Here is a 20,786-nt window from a genome sequence, read left to right on the forward strand (position 1 = left end):
GTACGTTACACGCGGCCCGGACCCGCCTTGACACCGCCGAGCCGCTCGACCTACAGTCTCTACCAGAAAGTTTGATCGTTCAAATAACGGTGCTCGTGCACCGCGCGATCCCCGGCTCCGCACTGCCGCGAAGCTTCGCCGAAGGAGACGAAATGCAAAGACGCACCCACCGCCTGCTGGCCGCAGGCGCCCTGACCGCCGTGGCCGCCCTCGGGCTGACCGCCTGCGGCTCCGGGTTCTCGAGCGGCGACGGGGCCGGCAGCGGCTCCTCCGCCGCCGCGCTCACCTCGAGCGACGATCCGCTGAGCATCCTGATCGGATCCAGCGGCTCTCCCGAGACGAAGGCGGTCTCGTCGGCCGTCGCCGACTGGTCGAAGTCGAGCGGAACGAAGGCCACCGTCACGGCGGCCTCCGACCTCACTCAGCAGCTCAGCCAGGGCTTCGCCTCGGGCAAGCCCGCCGACGTCTTCTACGTGTCGACCGACCAGCTCGCCGGCTACGCCAAGAACGGCAGCCTGCTGGCCTACGGCGACCAGCTGAAGAACAAGAGCGACTTCTTCCCGACCCTCGTGAAGAGCTTCACCGTCGACGGCACCTTCTACTGCGCTCCGAAGGACTTCTCGACGCTCGGCCTCATCATCAACGAGAAGATGTGGAAGGAGGCCGGTCTCACCGACAGCGACGTCCCGACCACCTGGGACCAGCTGAAGACGGTCGCCGCCAAGCTCACCACGAGCGACCACGTCGGCCTCGCCCTCAGCCCGCAGTACGCCCGCGTCGGCGCCTTCATGGCCGAGGCCGGAGGCTCGTTCACCAACGCCGACGGCACGAAGGCCACCGTCGACTCGAACGCCAACCTCCAGGGCCTCGAGTACGTCCAGGGCCTCCTGAAGTCAGGCGACGCCAAGTTCTCGAGCGACCTCGGCACCGGCTGGGGCGGCGAGTCGTTCGGCAAGGGCCAGGCGGCCATGACCGTCGAGGGCAACTGGATCACCGGCGCGCTGTCTGCCGACTACCCCGACATCTCGTACAAGGTCGCCGAGATGCCCGCTGGTCCCTCCGGCCAGGGCACCCTCCAGTTCACGAACTGCTGGGGCATCGCGAAAGACTCCCCCAATCAGAAGGCGGCCCTCGACCTCGTCGAGAAGCTGACGTCCACCGACCAGCAGCTCACCTTCGCCAAGGACTTCGGCGTGATGCCGAGCGTCAAGTCGGCCGCCGACACCTGGAAGACCGACAACCCCGACCTGGCGCCGTTCCTCGACTCGGCCTCCTTCGCTGAGGGCGTCCCGAACCAGGCCGGCTCGGCCGACGTGGTCGCCGCCTTCGACTCGAAGATGTCCGGCCTGAAGACCGCCGATGCGAAGGCTCTGCTGGCCACCACGCAGAAGCAGTTCGCCGCGGTGCTGAGCCAGTGATGGCCGGGCAGAGCTGATGGCGGGCCGCAAGCGCCCGCCCCGGCGCCAGGGGGCCGCCGGCTGGCTGTTCGTGTCGCCGACCATCGTGGTGCTCGGCCTCTTCCTCCTCGTCCCCGTGCTGATGGCGCTGTGGGTGAGCTTCTCCGACTGGTCGGGCGTCGGCTCGCCCCTGTCATCCGGCGTGAAGTTCGTCGGCACGAAGAACTACCAGCAGCTGCTCTCGGGCGGCTCGCTGGCCGAGACGAACTTCGGCACCAGCCTCCGCAATAACGCCTGGTACGTCGTCTTCGTCGTGCCGATCCAGACCGCGGTGGCCCTGCTGCTCGCCGTGCTGGTCAACCGGCAGGTGCTCCGCGGCCGCGGGTTCTTCCGCACCGCGTTCTACTTCCCGTCGGTGACCAGCTCGGTGGCCATCACCGTGCTGTGGCTGTTCCTCTTCTCGACGACGGGCGCCGTCAACAAGGCGCTCTCGTTCATCGGGGTCCACGGACCGAACTGGTTCAACGACCCCGACGGCATCGTGCACCTCGCCCTGAGGCTGTTCGGCGTCGATCGGGGCCCGGCGGCACTGACCGGGCACACGGCGCTGGGCGTCTCGTGGTGGGACTGGTTCGCCGGCCCGAGCGTCGCGATGAGCGCGTTCATCATGATGGCCGTCTTCACCACCAGCGGCACGTTCATGCTCCTGTTCATCGCGGCGCTGCAGAACCTGAGCTCGGAGGTCCAGGAGGCCGCCATGATGGACGGCGCGAACGGCTGGCAGCGGTTCTGGCGGATCACTCTGCCGCAGCTGCGTCCGACGCTGTTCACGGTCCTGACGCTCGGCTTGATCGGCACCTGGCAAGTCTTCGACCAGATCTACACCGGCACGCGGGGCGCACCCGACAACACGACCGTCACCCCGTCGTACCTCTCGTACACGACCGCGTTCGGCAGCCAGCAGTGGGGCCAGGGCGCCGCGATCGCGTTCATCCTGTTCGTCATCATCGTCGTGCTGACGCTCGTCCAGCGCTCCGTGCTGCGGGAGCGCGCCGTCTCGAAGCGCCGCATGCGCCTCTACGACCCCGCGCGCCTGACCGGTGCCGCCGCGACGACCGCGAAGGAGACCTCCCGATGACCTCGACACCCCTCGCCGACCGGATCGGCACCGGTGCGCCAGAGCCAGACTCGAAGGCGCCACCGCCCGCCCGCGCCGGCCGCCACCGCGCCCTGATGCCCGCCAGCATCGTGCTGTACGTCGCGCTGATCGCGATCGCGGTGATCTATGTCCTCCCCTTCCTGATCAACGTCGTCACCGCGTTCAAGACCGAGCCAGACGCGACGGCGAACCCGCTGGCCCTCCCGGTCAACTGGACGACGGCGGCCTTCCACACGCTGTTCACGAACAGCGACTTCCCGACCTGGGTGAAGAACTCGTTCATCGTCGCGGTGTTCGTGACGGCCGGGCGCGTGTTCTTCGACTCGCTCGCCGGCTACGCGCTGGCCAGGCTCGACTTCCGCGGCCGGAACGTCGTCTTCGCCCTGCTCGTCGCGGTCATGGCGGTGCCGAGCGTGGTCCTGATGATCCCGAAGTTCCTCGTGCTGAACCAGTTCGGCATGTACGACTCGTACGCCGGCATGATCATCCCGCTGCTCGTCGACGCGGCAGGCGTCTTCATCATGAAGAACTTCTTCGAGTCGATCCCGCGGTCCGTCGAAGAGCAGGCGTCCATCGACGGCGCCGGCACCTTCCGCGTGTTCTGGTCGATCGTGCTCCCGATGGCGAGACCCGCCCTCGTGACGATCATCATCCTGTCGTTCCAGGGCTCCTGGAACGAGCTGCCGCACTTCATCATCTCGACCCAGTCGCCCGGCCTGACCACCCTCACCAAGGGCGTCGCGAGCCTCGCGTCCGGCCAGCTGTCGAGCGGCAACCAGTACCCGATCAAGCTCGCCGCGGCCGCGATCATGACCATCCCGGTGGCCGTGCTGTTCTTCGTCTTCCAGAAGCGCATCATGAACTCCAGCGACGGGGCGGTGAAGGAGTGACGGCTCAGGCCCCGACGATCCTCGCCACGTGCGGCGGCCTCGTGCCCGGGGAGTGGAGCGAGAGCCGCTACGGGCCCCTGCTGGTCGAGGCTCTGAGGCTGGCGCGAGTTCCTGCCACCAGAAGGCCCCGGGTGCTGCACGTGAACACCGCCGGCGGCGACCAGCGTTCCCTGGAGGGGCAGGAACTCGAAGCCGCTCGCATCGCGGGCGCCGACGCGGAGCACCTGCGGTTCTTCCCGCACCCGAACGCGCCGTCGCTCGAAGCCGCCGTGGCGGGCGCCGATGTCGTCTGGGTCTCGGGCGGCAGCGTCGTGAACCTGCTGGCCGTGTGGCGGACGCACGGGTTCGACTCGGTGCTGCGCGACGCGTGGCGCCGCGGCGTCGTCCTCGCCGGAGGCTCGGCCGGCGGGCTGTGCTGGCACACCGGCGGCGTCACCACCTCGTTCGGGCCGACCGCCTTGGCCGTCGCCGACGGGCTCGGCCTCGTGCCCGGATCGCTGGCCGTGCACTACGACTCCGATGCCAGCCGCCGCCCGGCCTACGAGGCCGCGGTCGCCGGGGGCCTGCTCGCGCCGGGCCTCGCCCTCGACGAGGGCACCGGCGTCGTCTACCGCGACGACGGCGACGGCCCCGTGCTCGTCGACATCATTACCGAACGGGCCGACGGCCGAGTCCACCGCGTCGAGCCCGGCGGCTCGACCCCGCTCGACGCCCGCCTGCTGCCCGGCATCTCCCCGACTTCCGACTCGTAAGGAGCCGACCCATGACCGACACCCTCACCGAAACCCGCCTGCAGCCGTTCCTCGACGCCGAGACCGTGGTGCTTCGCGCCCCCTCGCAGGCGTGGTCGGATGCCGCAGGCTCCATGGGCGCGGCCGCGATCCACGGCGTCTACCTGGGCGACGTCCGGCTCATCTCGGGGCTGTCGCTGACCGTGAACGGCGTCTCGCCCGAGCACATCGCGACGGTGCCGCTCGGCGCCTCGGCCGTGCGCTTCGAGGGGCTCCTGCGCCAGCTCGACGACCCGGGGGCCGACCCTGACGTCCGCGTGAGCTCGCTCCGCGTCGCGCACACGGCCGGCATCCACGAGCGCATCACCCTCACCTCCCGCCTCGACCGGGCGCTCGCCGTCGAGGTCCGCGTGCGTCTCGCCCCGGACGCCACCGCCATGGAGGACGTCAAGGCGGGCTCCTCCGGCCCTAGCGCGCCGACCGTCCACGTCTCGGCGACGTCCGCCACCTGGGCGACCGAGGCGGCGAGCGTCCGCCTCGACCTGCGGGGTGCCTCCGCGGCCGCCGCGCCAGACGGGCTCGAGCTCGTCTGGAGCGCGACCGTGCCCGCGCGCGGCGAGACCACCGTCGGCTTCGACCTCCACGCCGACGTCGCCGCCGCCGTCGTGGCCGGCGTCTCCGCCCCCGCCCGGTGGGCCGCCCTCGACCCGCGTCCCGCCGACGACCGCCTGGCTCGCTGGCTCGACCGCGCCCTCGACGACCTCGAGGCCCTGCGCCTCACCACCGTCGCCGAGCCCGACCACGTCTTCCTCGCCGCCGGCGCGCCGTGGTTCTTCACCCTGTTCGGCCGCGACTCGCTCTGGGCCGCGCGCTTTCTGCTCCCGGTCGACGACGGGCTCCTGATCGCCCGCGGCACCTTGCGCGTGCTCGCCGGCCTGCAGGGCACCGAGCGGGTCGCCGAGACGGCCGAGCAGCCGGGCAAGATCATGCACGAGCTCCGGTCGCAGACCCTCACCCTGCCCGGCGAGGGCATCAGCCTGCCGCCGCTCTACTTCGGGACGGTCGACGCGACCGCCCTCTGGATCTGCCTGCTGCACGACGCCTGGACCCGGGGCCTTCCCGACGACGAGGTCCGCGCGCTTCTGCCGCACCTCGAAGCCGCTCTCGCGTGGATGCGCGACTACGGCGACAGCGACGGAGACGGCCTCCTCGAGTACGTCGACGAGACCGGCCACGGCCTCTCGAACCAGGGCTGGAAGGACTCCGGCGACAGCGTCCAGTGGCGCGACGGCACCCTCGCCACCGGCCCGATCGCCCTGGTCGAAGTGCAGGCGTACGCCTACGAGGCCGCGAACCACGGCGCCGAGCTGCTCGACCGGCTCGGCGGCGACGGCGCGCCCTGGCGCGAGTGGGCGGCCCGGCTCAGGGAGCGCTTCCACGCCTCGTTCTGGATCTCCGACCCCGACGGCGACTACCTCGCCATCGCGCTCGACGCCGACAAGCGCCCCGTCGACACCGTCACGAGCAACCTCGGCCACGTTCTCGGCACCGGCCTGCTCGACCCCGCGCAGGCGGCGCTCGTCGCCCGCCGTCTGGTCTCGCCCGAGATGTCGAGCGGCTTCGGCCTGCGCACGATGTCGACCGATTCCGCCGGCTACTGGCCCCTCAGCTACCACGGCGGCAGCGTCTGGACCCACGACACCGCCATCGCCATCTCCGGCCTCGCGCGCGACGGCTTCACCGCCGAGGCCGCCTCGCTCGCCGAGGGCCTGCTCGCCGCAGCACCGGCCTTCGACTTCCGGATGCCCGAGCTCCACTCCGGCGACTCCGCGCGCGAGATCCCGCGCCCCGTGCCGTACCCGGCGGCGTGCCGCCCGCAGGCCTGGTCGGCGGCGGCGGCCGTGACGGTGTGGTCGGCCCTCGGCGGGGAGCCGGCACCGCGGCTCTGAGTCGGCCCCTGAGCGTGGCAGGCCGCCTACTCGGCGAGCGCCTCCGCCTCGGCAAGCAGCGCCGACAGGTGCGCGCGCGAGATCGCGGCCGACGACGACAGCTTGGTCGAGCCGAGCCCGGACGCGTTGAGTTGCAGCCCCTCGTGAGCTGGCAGCTCGGCCGCCCGCCAGATCAGCAGCGTGACGTACTTCGGGTAGGCCTTGAAGCCCGCGACCGGCGTCTTGCCGATCATCCAGACCGGGTGGCCGTGCCAGAGCGTTCCCTCGGCGCGCACGAGCGACGTGTCGAGCACGTCGCGGAGCACCGAGCCCACGTCGGCCAGCTCGGGCGGCTGCGCATCGAGGTAGGCGGAGACCTTCGCGTCCGACGTCATGGTGTTCCCTTCTCGCGGGTGTGTGCCGATGCTAGCCGCAGACCCGGTCTGCCGGCGCTGCCCGCCGCGCCCCGCCGCCGCCCCGCCGCCGCCGGCGACGCGCGCTTACCGCGCGCTCAGCGCCAGCAGGATCTGCCTCGCCGTGACGCGCCCCGCCCGGTTCGCGCCGATCGTCGACGCCTGCGGCCCGTAGCCGGCGAAGTAGACACGCGGGTCGAGCGCCGAGACGCCGCGTTCGACCGCGACCCCGCCCTGGTCGCTGCGCAGCTTGAGCGCCGAGAGGTGCCGCAGCTCGGGCCGGAAGCCGGTCGCCCAGAGGATCGCGTCGGCCTTCTGGAAGCTGCCATCGGCCCAGCGCACGCCGTCGCGCTCGATCGACGCGAACATCGGCTTCTCGACGAGCACGCCGCGGTCGATGCCCGCGCGGTGCCGGCGGCTCAGGGGGACGCCCGTGCCGCTCACGATGCTGGGCAGCGCCAGGCCCCGCTTCGCCGCGTCGTCCTGCTCGGCGACGGCCGACAGCCCCATCTCGATACCGAGCTCCCGCTGGTCGAACCACTCGACCGGGCGACGCGTCACCCAGGTCGTTGGCACGTCGGCCTTCTCGAGCTCGAGCAGGAACCCGATCGCGCTGGTGCCTCCACCGACGACCACGACGTCCTGTCCGCGGAAGTCACCCGCATCGGTGTAGTCGACCGTCGTCAGCTGCCGCCCGCGGAAGGTCGCGCTGCCCGGGTAGTGCGGACGGAAGGGCGAGCCCCAGGTGCCGGTCGCGTTGACCAGGATCTCGGTCGTGACCGTTCCCTCGGTCTCGCCCGTCGTGTCGAGCACGTGCACGGCGAGCCGCCCGTCACCGGCCTCGTCGACCCGCCGAACGTCGAGGGGGCGGAGCACCTGGAAGTCGTAGTAGCGCTCGTACCGGTCGTAGTAGTCCGAGACGATGTCGCGCGCCGGAGCCGTGCGGTCAGCGGTCTCGAAGCTGATTCCCAGATCGGCCATCCCGGGGAGGTCGTTGACCTTGTGGGCGGTGCCGAGGCGCAGCGCCCGCCACCGGAACTGCCAGGCCCCGCCGGTGCTCGGCCCGCGGTCCACGACGACGAAGTCGCTGCCCGGCGCAAGGCCGAACCGTCGCAGGTAGTAGGCGACGGAAAGTCCGGCCTGACCGGCCCCGATGATCACAACTCGAGTACGAGCGGCGTTCCCGGAGGTTCCCGCGTCGACAGCCATGCTCCCCATTCTGGTGGCACTCCGGGTCTGAGTCCTACCGCTCGGGCACATGCTAAGGTTGCGGTTAGTTTTGCACCATTTACCTGTCGGTAGTTCCCGCGCCCCGTCGGCGAAACGAGCTCCAGTGTTTCTCCTGGAGACGTATCGCCGAGGCGGCGAACGGGGCCAGGATCACGAGGGGGTCTCGCATGGGGCGCGGCCGTCAAAAAGCTAAGCACACCAAGGTTGCCCGCGAGTTGAAGTACTTCAGCCCGGACACCAATTACGGCGCGCTCGAAAAAGAGCTGTCTACGCCGCACGACGACGACCAGTACGTCGACAAGTGGGCTGACGACGACGAAGACGAGACCGGCGAAGACGACCAGTACGTCGACACCTACGCCGACGACTACGACGCCGAGCAGAGCCCGCAGCACAAGTCGGCCTAGCGCCAGCACTGTGCTGCGGTCGGCGTCGCCGTAAGCAGTCGCCACCTCAGCGCGCTCACGTGCAGTAGCGGCTTCACGCACGAACGGGCCGCCTCCCTCACGGAGGCGGCCCTCGTCGTCGTTCCTCAGCCGACGGCTACTGGTGGAACAGCGCCGTGATCGCGGGCATGAGCGCCAGGGCGACGACGAGCAACCCGCCTGCTGCGGTGAACGCGGCGGTGGCACGGCCGCCGGTGATCGCGGTGAACGGCTCGGCGGGAATCTCGTCGGGCACCTCGACGGTGCGGACAAAGACCTCGTGATCGACGACGGTGACGGTACGCGTGTAAGCCATTTCGGGGCCCCTTGTGTAGACGGCCCTTTCGGGAGGGCCTGCCGCTCCTCGTTGAGCGGCCCTCACATGGTACGTCCGACACGCCCGTTTTGTCCCGCCTAATGCGGACAAATCCTGTGACCTCGGCGTCCCCCGTTGTCGGGCCCTGCCAGGCCGGCGTCACCTGTCGTTAACCTCGCAGGAACTCGGGGTGGTCACGAAGCGAAGGAGCCCACGAGCCGGACGGCCCCGCCGTCGACGCCCTTCGCACCCTGCTCGAACCCGGCCAGGTCTCGGGTCGCCATCGACACGCCGCCGACCTGCCAGGTACGGATTCCCTCGGCCTCGAGCAGCGCGGCGACGGCGGCTGCCGCCGCGGGTGAGACGACGGCGATCATGCCGATGCCGAGGTTCCAGGTGCCTTCGCTCGACTCGAGCGTGGCGCCCGCGATGTCGCTGAGCACGCGGAACACCGGCGCCGGCGACCAGGAGGCCCGGTCGACCTCGGTCCAGGAGCCGACAGGCAGCACGCGGGCGAGGTTGGCGGCGATCCCGCCGCCGGTGACGTGGCTGAGGGCGTGGACGCCGCCGGCCACGGCCGGGTCGTCGAGGACCTTCAGCAGCGGCGACGTGTACAGGCGCGTCGGCTCGAGCAGCGCCTCGCCGATCAGGCCGCCGAGGTCGGCGTTCGCGTCGGTGTAGCCGAGGTCGGCCGAGCGGAGGATGTGACGCACGAGCGAGAAGCCGTTGGAGTGCAGGCCGGACGACTCGAGGGCGAGGACCACGTCGCCGTCCTGCACGAGGTGCGGCCCGAGCTGCGCGTCGGCCTCCACCGCTCCCACCGCGGCTCCCGCGACGTCGTAGTCGTCGGGGCCCAGCAGGCCGGGGTGCTCCGCGGTCTCGCCTCCGACGAGGGCCGTGCCCGTCGCCGAGCAGCCGCGCGCGATGCCGGCGACGATGTCGGCGATGCGCGAGGGCACCACCTTGCCGCAGGCGATGTAGTCGGTCATGAACAGCGGGCGGGCGCCCACCACGACGATGTCGTCGACGACCATGCCCACGAGGTCCTGGCCGATGGTGTCGTGCTTGTCGAGGGCCTGCGCGATGGCGACCTTCGTGCCCACGCCGTCCGTGCTGGTGGCGAGCAGAGGGCGGTCGTACCGCTTCAGGAAGGACGCGTCGAACAGCCCCGCGAACCCGCCGACACCGCCGAGCACGTTAGTCGTGTGAGTGGCCGACACAGCCGCCTTCATCAACTCGACGGCGAGGTCGCCGGCGGCCGTGTCGACACCGGCGGCGGCATAGGAGCTGGAGCTGCTGTTGGTCAATTCTTCATCCAATGGCTGTCATGGCAGACTGTGTGGGTAAGCCCAACTCTACGGTCTGGAGCCAGCTCGCCATGTGCGGCATCGTCGGTCTCGTCGCGCACGAGCCAGCCAACCAACTCGTCTACGACTCGCTTCTCCTCCTTCAGCACCGCGGTCAGGATTCCACCGGAATCGCGACCGCCGAGGGCAGCGTCTTCCACTCCCACAAGACCCGCGGTCAGGTGCGCGAGGGCTTCCGCACCCGTGACATGCGCGCTCTGCTGGGCACGATGGGCATCGGCCACGTCCGCTACGCCACCAAGGGCGCCGCGTCGAACGAGCAGGAGGCGCAGCCGTTCTACGTGAACGCTCCGTACGGCATCGTCCTCATCCACAACGGCAACCTCACGAACACGCGCGAGCTCACCAGCGAGCTGTTCCACATCGACCGTCGCCACCTCAACACGAACAGCGACACCGAGCTCCTCGTCAACGTGCTCGCGCATGAGCTGCAGGAGCAGGTCAACGGCCACGACCTCGACCCCGAGCAGATCTTCGCCGCGGTCACCCGCGTGCACGACCGCGTCCAGGGCTCCTACGCCGCGATCGCCATGATCGCCGGCCATGGGCTCCTCGCCTTCCGCGACCCGTTCGGCATCCGTCCGCTGATCATGGGCCGCCGATTCGCCGACAACGGCAAGGAGGAGTGGATCGTCGCCTCCGAGAGCCTCGTGCTCGAGTCGGGCGGCTACGAGATCATCCGCGACGTCGCACCCGGCGAGGCCGTCTTCATCTCGCTCGACGGCGAGATGGTCTCGAAGCAGTGCCATGCGGCCCCGCGCCTCATCCCCTGCTCGTTCGAGTACGTCTACCTCGCGCGCCCCGACTCCGTGATGAACGGCATCTCGGTGTACGACGCCCGCCTCCGCCTCGGCGACCGCCTGGCCGACACCATCGCGAAGTACGCCCCGACCGGCGACATCGACGTGGTCATGCCGATCCCCGACTCGTCGCGCCCCGCCGCATCGCAGGTCGCTCAGAAGCTCGGCATCGAGTACCGCGAGGGCTTCTACAAGAACCGCTACGTCGGCCGCACCTTCATCATGCCGGGGCAGGCCGAGCGCAAGCGCTCGGTGCGCCAGAAGCTCAACGCCATGGGCTCGGAGTTCAAGGGCAAGAACATCCTCATCGTCGACGACTCGATCGTGCGCGGCACCACGTCGCGCGAGATCGTCGAGATGGCCCGCGCCGCCGGCGCCAACGAGGTCACGTTCACCTCGGCTGCTCCCCCGGTGCGCTTCCCCCACGTGTACGGCATCAACATGCCGACCCGCCAGGAGCTCATCGCGCACGGCCGCAAGATTCCCGAGATCGCTCAGGTGCTCGGCGCCGACCACATGATCTACCAGGAGGTCGAAGACATGCGCTCCGCCATCACCGAGGGCTCGAGCGTCACCGACCTGGAGATGAGCTGCTTCACCGGCGACTACGTGACCGGCAGCGTCACCCCCGAGTACCTGGCCTGGGTCGAGGCGAACCAGCTCAGCTGAGCGGGCGGCCACCCCAGTCCGGGCGGCACCTGCGCTTTCACCCACCGCACGAGGTGCCTGCCCGCTTAGGCTGAACGGCATGTCCGACGCGCCCCCACCCGATCCGGCGACCCGCCTGGTCGAGCCCCGCCGCGGCGACGGCACTCCCGCGCTCAGCATCCGCGGACTCTGGAAGCGGTTCGGCGACAAGATCGCCGTGCAGGGCCTCGACCTCGAGGTGCCCTCCGGCTCGTTCTACGGGCTGGTCGGCCCGAACGGCGCCGGAAAGACGACCACCCTCTCGATGGCGACCGGGCTCCTCCGTCCCGACGCCGGTGAGCTCCGCATCCTGGGCGTCGACGTCTGGGCGGATCCGACGGCGGCCAAGCGCCTCGTCGGCGTCCTGAGCGACGGCATCGCCCTCTTCGACCGGCTCAGCGGCGAGCAGCTCATCACGTACCACGGCCTCCTCAACGGCATGGACCGCGACACCGTCACCGCCCGCACGCACGACCTCCTCGAGCTGCTCGACATGCGGGAGGCCGCCGGCAAGCTCGTCGTCGACTACTCCGCCGGCATGACCAAGAAGATCGCTCTCGCCACCGCCCTCATCCACGCGCCCCGCCTGCTCGTGCTCGACGAGCCGTTCGAATCGGTCGACCCGGTGTCGGCAGCGAACATCCGCGACATCCTGCACGGCTACGTCGAATCGGGCGGCACCGTGATCGTGTCGAGCCACGCGATGGACATGGTCCAGCGCATGTGCGACCACGTCGCCGTCATCGCCGACGGCCGCGTGCTCGCCTCCGGAACGATCGACGAGGTGCGCTCGGGCCGCGACCTCGAAGACGTCTTCGTCGACCTCGTGGGCGGCCGCCACCACACGAGAGGGCCCGAGTGGTTGCGCACCTCCTGAGGCTGCGGCTGCTCGTGATGCGGAACACCCTCTCGCGCAGCCCGTGGCAGCTGGTGGCCGTCATCATCGGCGCCGTCTACGGCATCGGCATCCTCGTGCTGGCGTTCATCGGGCTGACTCTGCTGGGTTCTGCTCCGGTGGAGCTCGCCCGGACGATCGTCGTCCTCGCCGGGGCGGCGACCGTGCTCGGGTGGACGGTCGTCCCCCTGCTCACGTCGGGCATCGACCAGACGCTGAGCGTCGCGCGGCTCCGGGTGTTCCCGATCGCGCCGTCGCGCCTGGTGCTCGCCCTCGCGGTCTGCGGCGTGCTCGGGATCCCCGGCGCCGTGACGCTCCTGGCCGGGGTCTTCACGGCGGCGACCTGGTGGCGCAGCCCCGGCATCGCGCTGGTCGCCGTCGTCACCGCGGCGATCGCCGTGCTCACCTGCGTCTGCGCGTCGCGCATGATCGAGTCGCTCAACGCCGGGCTGTCGTCGCACCGGCGGTACCGCGAGATCTCGGGAATCCAGGTGCTGGTGCCGCTCCTGCTGCTCGGCCCGCTCATCACCGTCCTGACGGAGGGGATACGCGGTGCGGCCGACGCCCTGCCGAAGCTCGCCGAGGGCCTGAGCTGGTCGCCGCTCGGCGCCGCCTGGTCGGTGCCGTCCGACCTCGCGCTCGGCAACTACGGCGAGGCCGGCCTCAAGTTCCTGATCGCGGTCGCGACGCTGGCCGTCATCGTCCTGATCTGGCGGCGCACGCTCGCGACGGCCCTCGTGACGACGGTCCAGCCCGAGACGAAGACGGCCGAAGCCGGCCACATCGGCCTGTTCGGCTGGTTCCCCGCGTCTCCGACCGGAGCCGTCGCCGCCCGGTCGCTCACGTACTGGACCCGCGATCCGCGCTACAGCCGTCAGCTCATCCTGATCCCGATCTTCCCGATCCTGCTGTACGTGAACAGCCGCACCCTCGACCTGCCGAGCCTCGTGACGGCGGCCGGGCCGGTCGTGGCGTTCCTCGTGTCGCTCTCGATCTTCAGCGACCTGTCGTACGACTCGACAGCGTTCGCCGCCCACCTGTCGGCGCGGGTGACCGGCCGGGCCGACCGCACCGGCCGGGTCGCCGCCGTGGCCGTGTTCGCCGTGCCCGTGGTGGCCGGGATCACGGTGGCGTCGGCGGCGGTCGCGAGTTCCTGGGCCGCTCTCCCCGCCCTGCTCGGACTCTCGCTCGGAATCCTGTTGAGCGGTCTCGGCCTCTCGAGCCTCTCGAGCAGCAGGATCATCCTGCCGGTGCCCGCCCCCGGCGACAGCCCGTTCGCCGCGAAGACCGGCGCCGGCTTCACGACATCGGTCACGACGTTCGCCACATGGGGCATCCTCGCCGCCCTGTCGCTCCCCGAGATCGTGCTCGCCGTCGTCGCGGGCGTCGTCGGGAGCGCCCTCCTCGGCTGGATCACCCTCGTCGTCGGCCTCGGCCTCGGAGCCGTCGTGCTCTCCTCCGGCATCCGCCTCGGCGGGCGCGAGATCGAGCGCTCGGGGCCGGAGCTGCTCGCGCGGCTGCGGGTGCCGCGGTAGCCGCCGAGGGTGACGGCCCCGCCCGACCGGCACGGCACCGCCCAACCGGCGACGCGGCCCCGCCGAATCGGCACGATCCCGCCGGCGCGACGGCGGGCTCGAGCCGATCCGGAGGGGGCGACGTCACGACGCCCGCGCTACCATGCGGAATGCGCAAGAGAGTGAAGATCGGCGGCATCGCGGCCATCGCCGTGGCCGGCCTGCTCGCGTCGCGGTCGATGACGCCGACGTCCGACACCTCCGCGCCCGACGACTCGGCACCGACCCCGCTGCCCCGTGCCACGCCGTTTCCCATCGGGCTCCGGCTCGAGTCCCGCGACGACATGACGCAGCTGACCCCGGTGAGGTGGTTCACCCCCGAGGCCTTCTCGCCGACGACGATCCGCGTCTCGTTCTGGACCGGAGTACCCCAGGCCTACGGCGTCAACGCCCGCGTGTTCGAGTCGGCGACGGAGGTCCGGATCGAGCTCCACCAGGGGATCATCCCCGGGGCTCCGGAGTGGGTGACGCAGCAGGGCCTCCGCGCCACGGTGGTCGTCGGGCTCGACGCCCCGCTCGGCGACCGCACCCTCACCGGCCAGGACGGCTAGACCCTCCGATCCCGAGAGCCCAGGCCGCGACGGCGCTACTCCAGCTCGCCCTCGACCGGCTCGTCCGTCTCGGGCAGCGTCAGCGACTCGCGCTCGCCCTCGGCGCTGCGGGTACGGCGCGCGAGCACGGCGTCGAAGATCACGGCGACGATCGCGCCGAGCAGGGCGCCGATCGCGATGCCGTAGAGCGCGAAGTAGCCGAACGCCTGGGCGAACGGCGTCTGGTCGTCGCCGGGAGCGACCGCGACGGCGATGAACGTGGCGATGACGCCGACGATGATGCCGCCGAAGATGAAGACGGAGTACTTCGGCGACCGCCGCACCCGCACCTCGTCGCGGGTCGTCTCGACCTGCGGCTCGGGCTGCTGGGGACTCTGGGGTGCCGTACTCACCCGACCATTCTCTCAGGTGCCCGGGCCTGCCCTCACCGCGTCGAGAGACCGGGCGCAGGAACTGGCCGTCACCCCCACCGGATCGGCAGGTACCCCGTCAGGTCGGCGCGGCTCCCCGACGCCGACACGAGCGCCCGGTCGACCGCCTCCGCCCAGGTCAGCCGCCCGTCGGCCAGGGCCAGGAAGGTGAGCGCGTCGGTCTCGACGACGTTCGGCGGGGTTCCACGGGTGTGGCTCAGCCCCTCGCGGAACTGCACGGCGCCGAACGGAGGCACGCGCACCTCGACGGTCGCGCCGGGCTCGCGGTCGCCGAGCAGCTGCAGGAGGTAGCGGACGGCCGTCGCCTTCGCGGTGCGAGGCGCGTCGGCGCCCGCGTAGAGGGCCTCGCGGACGGCGGCGGCGCCGTCAGCCGGGTCGATTCGTGCCTTTGCCACGGCTCCCACGCTACTGCGCCCCATGGGGAGCCTGACCGCGTCTCTCGATAAGGTGTCCTTCGTGCGAATCCTCGTCCTCGGTTCCGGTGCCCGCGAGCACGCCATCGTCACGGCTCTCCTCCGCGAGCGCGCCGGCGACGGCCCTGCCCACCACATCATCGCCGCGCCCGGCAACGCCGGCATGGCCGCCGAGGTCGAGGTCGTCGGCCTGGACGCCACGAACGGCAGCGTCGTGACGGAGTACGCGCTCGAGAACGACGTCGACCTCGTCGTCGTCGGTCCGGAGGCGCCGCTCGTCGCCGGTGTCGCGGATGTGCTGCGCGCGCACAGCATCCCGGTGTTCGGCCCGGGCAGGAAGGCCGCCGCGCTCGAGGGCTCGAAGACGTTCGCCAAGCGGATCATGGACCAAGCGCGTGTTCCCACCGGCCGAGCCGTCCGCACCGGCACCCTGGCCGAGGCGACGACGGCGCTCGACGAATTCGGCGCCCCCTACGTCGTGAAGGCCGACGGCCTCGCCGCCGGCAAGGGCGTGCTCGTCACCGACGACCGCGCGGCCGCCATCGAGCACGCGACCTACTGGCTGCAGCACGGCTCGGTGCTGATCGAGGAGTTCCTCGAGGGCCAGGAGGTCTCGCTCTTCCTGCTCTCCGACGGCCACACGGTCCTCCCCCTCAGCCCCGCCCAGGACTTCAAGCGCCTCCTCGACGGTGACGCCGGCCCCAACACCGGCGGCATGGGCGCCTACTCGCCGCTGCCGTGGCTCGCCGACCGCTTCGGCAGCGAGGCCGACTTCGTCGAGGAGGTCATCGAGACGATCGCCCTCCCGACGGTGCGCCAGCTCGCCACGGAGGGCACCCCGTTCATCGGGCTCCTCTACGCGGGCCTGATCCTCACCGAGCAGGGCGTCCGCGTCATCGAGTTCAACGCGCGCTTCGGCGACCCCGAGACCCAGGTGGTGCTGCCGCGGCTCGAGTCTCCGTTGAGCACCCTGCTGCTCGCGAGCGCGAACGGCTCGCTGTCGTCGCACGCGGCTCCCGTCTTCTCGTCCGAGGTGGCCGTCACCGTCGTCCTCGCCTCCGAGGGCTACCCCGACGCTCCGATCACGGGGCGCGAGCTGGTCGGGCTCGACGCCGCCCTGGCGGTTCCCGGCGTCACGATCGCCCACGCCGCCACCGCCCGCTTCGACGACCGTCTCGTCGCGACCGGCGGCCGGGTGCTCAGCGTCGTGGCCACCGGCGCCGGCTTCACCGAGGCCCGCAGCCGCGCGTACGAGGCGCTCGGCCGGATCTCGCTCGAGGGCGGCCAGTTCCGACGCGACATCGCCGCGAAGGTGGCCGAGTGAGCACCGACCAGACCGGCGCAGGCCCCGAGCGCCCCACGGGCGAGCCCCTCGACGGCTGGACTCACCTCTACTCCGGCAAGGTCCGCGACCTCTACGTGCCCGACGGATTCACGGGCCTGGCCGACGCCCCGGCCGTCCTGGTCGTGGCGAGCGACCGGATCAGTGCCTTCGACTTCGTGCTCGAGCCCGGCATCACCGGCAAGGGGAGCCTGCTCACCGAGCTGAGCGCCTGGTGGTTCGCGCAGCTGGCCGAGGTGCCGAACCACCTGATCGATCCCGCTCTGTCTCCGTCTCGAGTTCCTGCGACCGTCGCGTCGAGGTCGATGCTGGTCAAGCCGCTCGACATGTTCCCGATCGAGTGCGTCGTGCGCGGCTACCTCGTCGGCAGCGGCTGGGTCGAGTACCAGGAGTCGGGCACCGTCTGCGGCATCCCGCTGCCCGCAGGGCTCTCGTCGGGCGACCGCCTGCCCGAGCCGATCTACACGCCGGCTTTCAAGGCGGAGTTCGGCGACCACGACGAGAACATCACGTTCGAGCGCACCGTCGAGCTGGTCGGGGCCGACACGGCGACCGCGCTGCGCGACCTGTCGTTGCAGATCTACCGGAGGGCCGCCGCGATCGCAGCAGAGCACGGCGTGATCCTGGCCGATACGAAGTTCGAGTTCGGCGCCGACCGGGAGACAGGCGAGATCACCCTCGCCGACGAGGTGCTGACCAGCGACTCCAGCCGCTACTGGGACAAGTCGGTGTACGACCAGGGCAACCGCACCGACAGTTTCGACAAGCAGATGGTGCGCAACTGGCTGTCGGCGAACTGGGACAGAGAGGGCACTCCACCCGCCCTGCCCGCCGAGGTGATCGAGCAGACGGCCGGCCGCTACCGGGAGCTGCTCGAGCGCCTGACCCGCCGGTCTGACGCGAATTAGAGTCCGTTTCGCCTCCGGCTGACTGAATTGCATGAATCTGGATGGATGTGATTAACGATCCCGTCCGAGAAGATGCAGAATGTTCCGGTGACGAACACATTGACCACCGACATCCAGATTCAGGACCGTCCGTGGACCGACCCTGAAGGCGCACACCTCCGCTGCGAGCAGCGAGCTGAGATCGCGATCCGCTACGGGACCGACGACTCCGAGCCGGGCGTCAAGCCCACGGCCGCCGACATGGCCGAGTTCGTCGTCGCCACCATCGACGGCAAGCCCGTCGCGTGCGGCGGTCTGCGCAGGCTCGACGGCGAGGCCGCAGAAGCCGGCGACGCCGAGATCAAGCGCATGTTCGTCCGCCAGTCGAGCCGAGGCGGCGGTGCCGCGGTCCAGGTGCTCCGCGCTCTCGAGTCGCGTGCCCTGAAGCGCGGCTGGACCCGCCTGGTCTTGGAGACCGGTGTCGCCCAGCCCGACGCGATCCGCTTCTACGAGCGCGAGGGCTACGTGAAGATCCCGAACTTCGGGCACTACGTCGGCCACTCCGACTCGATCTGCTACGGTCGCACGCTCACCCACGAGTAGCCCCGCCCGGTCCGGACCGGCACGCGTACGGTGAACGGATGACCTACCAGGCCCAGTCCGACACCGACGCCGACGACGGCCCGACCGAGCCGCTGTTCGAGATCGTCCGCGAGGGCGATCTGACGCTGGCCGACCACGAGGCCGTCGCCGCCATGCTCGCGAAGGCCTTCGACTCGTACGAGCACTGGTACCAGGGCGCCCGCAGCTGGGCCGGGATGCAGCCCGAGCTCCGCGTCCTCGCCCGTTCGGGCGACGTGGTCGTCGCCCACGCCGGGCTCCGCCGCCAGTTCGTGACCGTCGGCTCGGCGGCAGACGACGGTGCCGACCAGCTCGTCGCCGCGGTCGGCATGGTCGCGGTCTCGCCGATCCTGCAGGGCACGGGCCTCGGCCGTGAGCTGCTCCGCCTCGTCGACGCCGGGCTCGAGCGCCTCTCCGCGCCGTTCGGCCTGCTGGAGACCGGGGAGCAGACGCAGCACTTCTACAGCGCCCACGGCTGGGAGCCGCTCGACGGCGTCACCGGCCACTACAACGCGTTCTCGGCCGACGGCGCATCGACCCTCGTCAGCCAGGACTCCGGATGGCTGCTGCGGCCGTGCCGGGCGGCCCGGTCGGACTGGCCGGGGGGCGACATCCACTGGAACGGCCAGATGGTCTGAGCCCGGCGGCAGGCCCGCTAGAACGGCTCAGCCCCGCCGGAAACCCGGCGGGGCTGAGCCGTTTCGGCGGGGCTGAGACTACTGCAGCACGCCCACCGTTGCGGGGTCCTCGTTGGAGCCCGGCGCCGACGGCACGACGCCCGCGCGCACGCGCGCACCCAGCTCCGCGTCGACGCTCGTCCAGTACGCGAACACGCGCTCGAGCAGGTCGGGGCGCGTGACCTTCGAGACGTGGCCCACGATGTTGCCGACCATGCGCTCGCGAGCGGCGTCGTCGAGCACCTCACGGTACAAGGTCCCGGCCTGGCCGAAGTCGTCGTCTTCGGCGTGGAGCGTCGCGGCCGAGCGCACGAGGACGCCGTCGGACTCCCAGCCGGAGTCGTCGCCGTGCGCCTCGGGCGAGGCGTGCGGGCCGCCGACCGAGTTCGGCGCATAGACCGGCGTCGTAGCCGACGAGAAGTGGTAGCGAGCGCCGCCGTCCTTCGAGTAGTCGTGCACCTCGTTCTTCGGCATGTTCACCGGCAGCTGGGCGTGGTTGGTGCCCACGCGGTAGCGGTGCGCGTCGGCGTAGCTGAAGATGCGGGCGAGCAGCATCTTGTCGGGGCTGGCCGCGATGCCGGGCACGAAGTTCGAGGGGGCGAACGTCGCCTGCTCGATCTGCGCGAAGTAGTTCTCGGGGTTGCGGTTCAGCTCCATGGTCCCGACCTCGATCAGGGGGTAGTCGCTGTGCGGCCACACCTTGGTCAGGTCGAACGGGTTGAAGCGGTAGGTAGCGGCGTCGGCGTACGGCATGATCTGCACGCTGAGCTTCCAGGTCGGGAAGTCAGAGCGCTCGATGGCCTCCGACAGATCGCGGATGTGGAAGTCCGCATCCTCGCCGGCGATGCGGTCGGCATCGGCCTGCGTCAGGATCTCGTTGCCCTGCTCGGTCTTGAAGTGGTACTTGACCCAGAACTTCTCGCCCGTGGCCGAGATCCACTGGTAGGTGTGCGAGCCGAAGCCGTCCATCATGCGCCACGAGGCCGGCAGGCCGCGGTCGCCCATCAGCCAGGTGACCTGGTGGGCCGACTCGGGCGAGAGGGTCCAGAAGTCCCACTGCATGTCGTGGTCGCGGAGGTGCGAGCCGGGCAGGCGCTTCTGCGAGTGGATGAAGTCGGGGAACTTGATGCCGTCACGGATGAAGAACACCGGGGTGTTGTTGCCGACGAGGTCGTAGTTGCCCTCGTCCGTGTAGAACTTCAGCGCGAAGCCGCGGGGGTCGCGCCAGGTGTCGGGCGAGCCCTGCTCCCCGGCGACGGTCGAGAAGCGGGCGAGCATCTCCGTGGTCGCGCCGGGCTGGAAGAGCGAGGCGCGGGTGTACTTCGAGACGTCGCCGGTCACGGTCAGCGTGCCGAACGCCCCGCCGCCCTTGGCGTGGACGATGCGCTCCGGCACCTTCTCGCGGTTGAACTGGGCGAGCTTCTCGACGAGGTACGCGTCGTGGAGCGCGATGGGGCCGTCGGCCCCGACGCTCTGCGAGTGCTCGTCGCTCGCGACGGGGGCGCCGGCGGCGTTCGTCGTGTAGTTGTCGTCTGTCATTTCTGTCTCCTAGCTGATCAGGAACGGACGGGTTGATCGTGGGGCGCGGCAGCCGGTACGGACGCGACGGCGTCGTCGCCGGTCTCGAGGGCACGGCAGGCGGGGCAGAGGCCCCAGAACGTGACCTCGGCGGTCTGCACCAGGTAGCCGGACGTGTGCGACGGCATGAGGCACGGAGCCTCGCCGACGACGCAGTCGACGTCTTCCACGGCGCCGCAGAGCGAGCACACGACGTGATGGTGGTTGTCGCCGATGCGGAGCTCGTAGCGCGCGGCCGAGCCGGCGGGCTCGATGCGCCGCACGAGGCCCGCGCCGGTCAGAGCGGCGAGAACGACGTACATGGCCTGGAGCGACGTGCCGGGCAGGCCGGTCGCGACGCGCTCGTAGACCTCGTCGACGGTGGCGTGCGAGTGGTCGCCGAGCGCCTCGAGGGCCGCCAGGCGCGGTGCGGTGACGCGAAGGCCCGCATCACGCAGCATGCTGCCCGCCTCGTTCGACTCCATCACCCCAGTC

The 20,786-nt window shown here is 70.7% G+C and carries 22 protein-coding genes; 14 read left to right on the forward strand and 8 right to left on the reverse strand.

All coding sequences use genetic code 11. The annotated features are described in order from the left end of the window. The first annotated feature begins 152 nt into the window (after nucleotides 1-152). From AC3CBB_RS13025 to AC3CBB_RS13045, 5 genes are read left to right on the forward strand one after another with little or no spacing between them, the layout of a single operon-like run. The gene (locus AC3CBB_RS13025; RefSeq protein ID WP_488624921.1) at nucleotides 153-1,418 is read left to right on the forward strand and encodes a sugar ABC transporter substrate-binding protein; all 1,266 of its coding nucleotides are present in this window, start codon (nucleotides 153-155) and stop codon (nucleotides 1,416-1,418) included. A gap of 16 nt (nucleotides 1,419-1,434) precedes the next feature. After that, nucleotides 1,435-2,535, forward strand: a complete 1,101-nt coding sequence (locus tag AC3CBB_RS13030; protein WP_123505643.1) for a carbohydrate ABC transporter permease — start codon at nucleotides 1,435-1,437, stop codon at nucleotides 2,533-2,535. After that, nucleotides 2,532-3,446, forward strand: a complete 915-nt coding sequence (locus tag AC3CBB_RS13035) for a carbohydrate ABC transporter permease (RefSeq protein WP_123505644.1) — start codon at nucleotides 2,532-2,534, stop codon at nucleotides 3,444-3,446. Before AC3CBB_RS13030 ends, AC3CBB_RS13035 begins: the two co-directional genes overlap by 4 nt. Beyond that, nucleotides 3,443-4,198: a Type 1 glutamine amidotransferase-like domain-containing protein gene (locus tag AC3CBB_RS13040; RefSeq protein WP_123505645.1), complete on the forward strand. Its 756-nt coding sequence runs from the start codon at nucleotides 3,443-3,445 to the stop codon at nucleotides 4,196-4,198. The genes AC3CBB_RS13035 and AC3CBB_RS13040 overlap by 4 nt, the downstream gene beginning before the upstream one ends. Before the next feature lie 11 nt (nucleotides 4,199-4,209). Beyond that, the gene (locus AC3CBB_RS13045) at nucleotides 4,210-6,126 is read left to right on the forward strand and encodes a glycogen debranching N-terminal domain-containing protein (RefSeq protein WP_488624922.1); all 1,917 of its coding nucleotides are present in this window, start codon (nucleotides 4,210-4,212) and stop codon (nucleotides 6,124-6,126) included. 26 nt (nucleotides 6,127-6,152) lie between these two features. Here AC3CBB_RS13045 and AC3CBB_RS13050 read toward each other — a convergent pair whose 3' ends face one another. Beyond that, a complete protein-coding gene (locus tag AC3CBB_RS13050; protein WP_123505647.1) occupies nucleotides 6,153-6,500 on the reverse strand; it encodes a DUF1801 domain-containing protein in 348 nt (115 codons plus the stop codon). A gap of 105 nt (nucleotides 6,501-6,605) precedes the next feature. Then, a complete protein-coding gene (locus tag AC3CBB_RS13055; RefSeq protein ID WP_488624923.1) occupies nucleotides 6,606-7,727 on the reverse strand; it encodes an NAD(P)-binding domain-containing protein in 1,122 nt (373 codons plus the stop codon). 188 nt (nucleotides 7,728-7,915) lie between these two features. On the opposite strand from AC3CBB_RS13055, the gene AC3CBB_RS13060 reads away from it, so the two are divergent. After that, the gene (locus AC3CBB_RS13060) at nucleotides 7,916-8,155 is read left to right on the forward strand and encodes a DUF3073 domain-containing protein (protein ID WP_123505649.1); all 240 of its coding nucleotides are present in this window, start codon (nucleotides 7,916-7,918) and stop codon (nucleotides 8,153-8,155) included. A 136-nt stretch (nucleotides 8,156-8,291) separates the two neighbouring features. Here the strand turns inward: AC3CBB_RS13060 and AC3CBB_RS13065 are convergent, their stop codons facing one another. Together AC3CBB_RS13065 and purM are read right to left on the reverse strand one after the other, a co-directional pair. Next, complete coding sequence (locus AC3CBB_RS13065) at nucleotides 8,292-8,489, reverse strand: hypothetical protein (RefSeq protein ID WP_488624924.1); 198 nt, start codon at nucleotides 8,487-8,489, stop codon at nucleotides 8,292-8,294. A 194-nt stretch (nucleotides 8,490-8,683) separates the two neighbouring features. Beyond that, nucleotides 8,684-9,796, reverse strand: coding sequence for a phosphoribosylformylglycinamidine cyclo-ligase (gene purM / locus AC3CBB_RS13070; protein WP_123505651.1), 1,113 nt, complete (start codon nucleotides 9,794-9,796; stop codon nucleotides 8,684-8,686). A gap of 71 nt (nucleotides 9,797-9,867) precedes the next feature. Here purM and purF point away from each other — a divergent pair, with 71 nt between their 5' ends. The 4 genes from purF to AC3CBB_RS13090 all read left to right on the forward strand — a co-directional run bounded on the left by purF (nucleotide 9,868) and on the right by AC3CBB_RS13090 (nucleotide 14,363). After that, on the forward strand, nucleotides 9,868-11,325 hold the full coding sequence (purF, locus tag AC3CBB_RS13075; RefSeq protein ID WP_123505652.1) for an amidophosphoribosyltransferase: 1,458 nt from the start codon (nucleotides 9,868-9,870) through the stop codon (nucleotides 11,323-11,325). 79 nt (nucleotides 11,326-11,404) lie between these two features. Then, nucleotides 11,405-12,220 carry an ABC transporter ATP-binding protein gene (locus AC3CBB_RS13080; RefSeq protein ID WP_123505653.1) on the forward strand — a complete coding sequence of 272 codons (816 nt, stop codon included), beginning with the start codon at nucleotides 11,405-11,407 and terminating at the stop codon, nucleotides 12,218-12,220. Beyond that, nucleotides 12,202-13,773 (forward strand): transporter, encoded by a 1,572-nt coding sequence (locus tag AC3CBB_RS13085; RefSeq protein ID WP_488624925.1) that lies wholly within the window; start codon nucleotides 12,202-12,204, stop codon nucleotides 13,771-13,773. The genes AC3CBB_RS13080 and AC3CBB_RS13085 overlap by 19 nt, the downstream gene beginning before the upstream one ends. A gap of 149 nt (nucleotides 13,774-13,922) precedes the next feature. Beyond that, complete coding sequence (locus AC3CBB_RS13090) at nucleotides 13,923-14,363, forward strand: hypothetical protein (protein ID WP_488624926.1); 441 nt, start codon at nucleotides 13,923-13,925, stop codon at nucleotides 14,361-14,363. A gap of 35 nt (nucleotides 14,364-14,398) precedes the next feature. Here AC3CBB_RS13090 and AC3CBB_RS13095 read toward each other — a convergent pair whose 3' ends face one another. Beyond that, the gene (locus AC3CBB_RS13095) at nucleotides 14,399-14,755 is read right to left on the reverse strand and encodes a hypothetical protein (protein ID WP_488624927.1); all 357 of its coding nucleotides are present in this window, start codon (nucleotides 14,753-14,755) and stop codon (nucleotides 14,399-14,401) included. A 68-nt stretch (nucleotides 14,756-14,823) separates the two neighbouring features. Beyond that, nucleotides 14,824-15,189, reverse strand: a complete 366-nt coding sequence (locus AC3CBB_RS13100) for a sterol carrier family protein (RefSeq protein ID WP_488624928.1) — start codon at nucleotides 15,187-15,189, stop codon at nucleotides 14,824-14,826. 61 nt (nucleotides 15,190-15,250) lie between these two features. Here AC3CBB_RS13100 and purD point away from each other — a divergent pair, with 61 nt between their 5' ends. From purD to AC3CBB_RS13120, 4 genes are all read left to right on the forward strand, one after another. Continuing rightward, the gene (gene purD / locus AC3CBB_RS13105; RefSeq protein ID WP_488624929.1) at nucleotides 15,251-16,531 is read left to right on the forward strand and encodes a phosphoribosylamine--glycine ligase; all 1,281 of its coding nucleotides are present in this window, start codon (nucleotides 15,251-15,253) and stop codon (nucleotides 16,529-16,531) included. Continuing rightward, nucleotides 16,528-17,457, forward strand: a complete 930-nt coding sequence (locus AC3CBB_RS13110; protein ID WP_488624930.1) for a phosphoribosylaminoimidazolesuccinocarboxamide synthase — start codon at nucleotides 16,528-16,530, stop codon at nucleotides 17,455-17,457. The genes purD and AC3CBB_RS13110 overlap by 4 nt, the downstream gene beginning before the upstream one ends. Before the next feature lie 87 nt (nucleotides 17,458-17,544). Beyond that, entirely contained in the window at nucleotides 17,545-18,039 is a 495-nt protein-coding gene (locus AC3CBB_RS13115) for a GNAT family N-acetyltransferase (protein ID WP_488624931.1), read from the forward strand. A gap of 38 nt (nucleotides 18,040-18,077) precedes the next feature. Then, on the forward strand, nucleotides 18,078-18,695 hold the full coding sequence (locus tag AC3CBB_RS13120) for a GNAT family N-acetyltransferase (RefSeq protein ID WP_488624932.1): 618 nt from the start codon (nucleotides 18,078-18,080) through the stop codon (nucleotides 18,693-18,695). Nucleotides 18,696-18,773: 78 nt separating this feature from the next. Here the strand turns inward: AC3CBB_RS13120 and AC3CBB_RS13125 are convergent, their stop codons facing one another. Both AC3CBB_RS13125 and AC3CBB_RS13130 read right to left on the reverse strand, forming a co-directional pair. Then, nucleotides 18,774-20,273, reverse strand: a complete 1,500-nt coding sequence (locus AC3CBB_RS13125; protein WP_488624933.1) for a catalase — start codon at nucleotides 20,271-20,273, stop codon at nucleotides 18,774-18,776. Nucleotides 20,274-20,290: 17 nt separating this feature from the next. Further along, complete coding sequence (locus tag AC3CBB_RS13130) at nucleotides 20,291-20,776, reverse strand: Fur family transcriptional regulator (RefSeq protein WP_123505661.1); 486 nt, start codon at nucleotides 20,774-20,776, stop codon at nucleotides 20,291-20,293. Nucleotides 20,777-20,786: the final 10 nt, after the last annotated feature.

The organism is Frondihabitans sp. OV104 (assembly GCF_057787745.1).

Excerpts from the sequence above, each read along its gene's own strand:
- AC3CBB_RS13025 (WP_488624921.1), top strand. The coding sequence starts at position 153 with ATGCAAAGACGCACCCACCGCCTGCTGGCCGCAGGCGCCCTGACCGCC.
- AC3CBB_RS13030 (WP_123505643.1), top strand. The coding sequence starts at position 1,435 with ATGGCGGGCCGCAAGCGCCCGCCCCGGCGCCAGGGGGCCGCCGGCTGG.
- AC3CBB_RS13035 (WP_123505644.1), top strand. The coding sequence starts at position 2,532 with ATGACCTCGACACCCCTCGCCGACCGGATCGGCACCGGTGCGCCAGAG.
- AC3CBB_RS13045 (WP_488624922.1), top strand. The coding sequence starts at position 4,210 with ATGACCGACACCCTCACCGAAACCCGCCTGCAGCCGTTCCTCGACGCC.
- AC3CBB_RS13050 (WP_123505647.1), bottom strand. The coding sequence starts at position 6,500 with ATGACGTCGGACGCGAAGGTCTCCGCCTACCTCGATGCGCAGCCGCCC.
- AC3CBB_RS13055 (WP_488624923.1), bottom strand. The coding sequence starts at position 7,727 with ATGGCTGTCGACGCGGGAACCTCCGGGAACGCCGCTCGTACTCGAGTT.
- AC3CBB_RS13060 (WP_123505649.1), top strand. The coding sequence starts at position 7,916 with ATGGGGCGCGGCCGTCAAAAAGCTAAGCACACCAAGGTTGCCCGCGAG.
- AC3CBB_RS13065 (WP_488624924.1), bottom strand. The coding sequence starts at position 8,489 with ATGGCTTACACGCGTACCGTCACCGTCGTCGATCACGAGGTCTTTGTC.
- purF (WP_123505652.1), top strand. The coding sequence starts at position 9,868 with ATGTGCGGCATCGTCGGTCTCGTCGCGCACGAGCCAGCCAACCAACTC.
- AC3CBB_RS13080 (WP_123505653.1), top strand. The coding sequence starts at position 11,405 with ATGTCCGACGCGCCCCCACCCGATCCGGCGACCCGCCTGGTCGAGCCC.
- AC3CBB_RS13090 (WP_488624926.1), top strand. The coding sequence starts at position 13,923 with ATGCGCAAGAGAGTGAAGATCGGCGGCATCGCGGCCATCGCCGTGGCC.
- AC3CBB_RS13120 (WP_488624932.1), top strand. The coding sequence starts at position 18,078 with ATGACCTACCAGGCCCAGTCCGACACCGACGCCGACGACGGCCCGACC.
- AC3CBB_RS13125 (WP_488624933.1), bottom strand. The coding sequence starts at position 20,273 with ATGACAGACGACAACTACACGACGAACGCCGCCGGCGCCCCCGTCGCG.
- AC3CBB_RS13130 (WP_123505661.1), bottom strand. The coding sequence starts at position 20,776 with ATGGAGTCGAACGAGGCGGGCAGCATGCTGCGTGATGCGGGCCTTCGC.